Below are 2,676 nucleotides of genomic sequence, written 5' to 3'. Positions count from 1 at the left end.
ACGACCAATCGACTTGGACATCAATGTTGTCTTTGCTTCAATGGAAAAGCTGTCGATCTTGTCCCGCATTTTCTCATTGATATTTTTGCAAAACTTATTATCCGGTAGTTCTTCAAGTGTCATCGGTTTTCGATAGGGCATCTCACAGACATGGGACAAAGGATAGTGCCCGATATCATGTAGTAATCCGGCTAACCGCAAAATTTTCCGGTCCTTATCATCCAAGTCCAAGCTAATCGCCATTTTATCAGCAATATGCATAACGCCCAAAGAATGAATGAATCTAGTATGCTCAGAACCCGGATAGACCCAATTAACAACACTAAGCTGCTTAATACTCTGCAAACGTTTAAACAACTGAGTTTCCATGATTTTCTTCTCAGCTGCAGTGTAGGGAATAAATCCATGCACATTATCAAGAATTTGCCCAACAAATTTAATTTGACTTGTCATGATTTAGGAAAAAAGGCCCTCAACCAACCGATATGCGGATATATTCGTACTATGGTCATCTAGGTGCGGTTTTCTTTTCTCAAGTTCATGCACAACATCTTCTTCAGACGCATCAAAACTAAGCAGATTCTCATGCAGATAATGAAGAGATGCCAGACATTCAACCCAATTGCTAACTGAATAGGCCTTTCCATCTTCTGAATGAATCACATCGTGCAACCGAGCAATGCTTTCAGAGTATTCCTTGGACAATGTCAAAGTCGTAGCGGCACGCCCGCTTTCATAATGCATATCATCTTGCAAGCTCTGGGAATAGGGTCCATGCAAGTACCATCTAAATCCGTAATCGCCGATAGGAACACCCATATCCTGCAACAAATATACTGCTTTCTGCATTTCCATTCGCTGATCAAAGTCAGAATAACTAAAATTGCGTCCGTACAATATTTTGTACACAGGAAGCAGATACCTGTTTGCCATAATAACTCCCCCTAAAAATTAATAAATATAACCCCGCATTACACAAAGGAAGCCTATATATTATACACTTCCAGTTTCAAAAATGCAACATTTCCACTTGACAAAAAGCAAATTTTGTGATAGCTGCCAAAAGCTCTGCGCAAAAGCGATGGAGATCCTATAGTTCAGGCCTCATTTTTTCCCATATCCCCTCCATCTCTATAAGAATAAGAGAAGATTGTCGCTGATTGCGCAATCAGGCTATTTATAACACGCCTCGATATGGTTGAGAACAGTTTCAAAATCATTTTCGCGAAGATCTTCAAGGATAGGTCTCGTCAGGCTAACGGTCAGAACGTGGGGAAAGCTGTCGAAGCTATAGATTACAAAAACTCCAACAGTACCAAGATTATTCTTCTTGATTCAAGCATAGACGCTAGGAGGCCTGGTCTACGACTTGGGTATTACCCTCAGAACGCTTGTTAATAGAGACTGTCTAGAGGTCAACGCGATAATCAAGTCCTTTAGATAATCGGCGATTTCCTCAAACTCGCTACTTGGAAAGATGCGGTGGATAGGCGTCGTATCGGTACTAATCGCCATCGCATCCGCGACCTCCGAACGAGGGAGACAGTACTTACCGTTGAACTGTCGCAACTTTTTGCTTAGTTGGCCCGGTTCTTAAATAATGGTTCTCACCAGATAGAGCAGGAACAAAGTCCTGCAGACCTACATTCCTATCCTTACCACGCAGCTCGTCTCTCCCGCTTACTTAGTTATACATCAGTCCTCTCATCCATCCCTTCAAAACAGGAAAAAGTTGCACATAACCTTGCAACAACATATTACGTATAATATTCTGAAATGCTTATCGACTTAACTCAGCACGCTACAAGATGTAGCGACAGCTCTGGTCAAGCGCAGGAATATCTGATTGCCCGTCATGCGGCGGTTGAAACGGAAACAGTACTCGTCCAGATATGCCTGGAGCTTGGTGCACCTTCCGTGATATGTTCCCTGAAGGAATGCTTTCAGATTACTGATTGCCTTGTGTACCCAATGCAGATCATCTGTTTCGTATTTCTTTGCGTTCAGTTCCACACCTTCCAGATTCAGGTAGCTTTTGTAACTGTCGCATTCTACCTTCGTTTTAGGCACAAAATACTGGTCGATGATTTCCTGCAAAGTCTTTCCCTGTACGTTATCTACTGCCTTCATCCTGGCAAACAGTGGTGCACTGTTTGCGGTTTTGGATACGGCCACCACAATCTTGGCCTTATCCGTACCACGACCTCGTTTGCCGTTATGGGAAGGTCCGCCAACATAGCCGTCATCCAACTCTACAATGCCGGAAAGCAAGTATTTTTCGTCTCTTTGACCCATAGCGGTACGAATTCGATCCAATAGGTGCCACGCGGAGTCATAACAGATCCCCAGTGTGCGGCTTAGCTGAACAGCGGAAATCCCTCTTTTGTCCGTTGCGCACAGATAGATCGCCCAGAACCAGAGTGTCAGAGGCAAATGGGTACGGCGCATAACCGTACCTGCGGTAACAGAAATCTGGTGCCGGCAGGAACGGCACTGATAAATGTTGCGGCCATGAACGGGATAGTATTCCACACAGCCGCACTTAGGGCAGACAAACCCATTGGGAAAGCGCAGGCGGAATAGTTCTGCTCTGCAAGCGTCCTCGGTATTGTAGCGACGGCGAAACTCTTTGAAAGTAATCTCAGCTGTACGTGCCATGATGATGTTCCCCTTTTT

Annotated in this window: 3 protein-coding genes; all 3 read right to left on the bottom strand. The window is 44.3% G+C overall.

Annotated elements, in window-relative coordinates; genetic code table 11:
- Positions 1–453, bottom strand: a 453-nt coding sequence (locus QZ379_RS12260) for an HD domain-containing protein (protein WP_291565260.1), incomplete at its 3' end; no start/stop codon positions are given.
- Between the two features lie 3 nt (positions 454–456).
- Complete coding sequence (locus QZ379_RS12255) at positions 457–933, bottom strand: hypothetical protein (protein WP_291565257.1); 477 nt, start codon at positions 931–933, stop codon at positions 457–459.
- An 855-nt stretch (positions 934–1,788) separates the two neighbouring features.
- Positions 1,789–2,658: an IS1595 family transposase gene (locus tag QZ379_RS12250; RefSeq protein WP_366933623.1), complete on the bottom strand. Its 870-nt coding sequence runs from the start codon at positions 2,656–2,658 to the stop codon at positions 1,789–1,791.
- Positions 2,659–2,676: the final 18 nt, after the last annotated feature.

The sequence above is a fragment of the Bacteroides sp. genome, assembly GCF_019417265.1.
In the GTDB taxonomy this organism is placed as follows: Bacteria; Bacteroidota; Bacteroidia; order Bacteroidales; family Bacteroidaceae; genus Phocaeicola.
The sequence above is the reverse complement of the archived record's forward strand: the minus strand, read 5'-3'. Positions and strand labels throughout refer to the sequence as shown.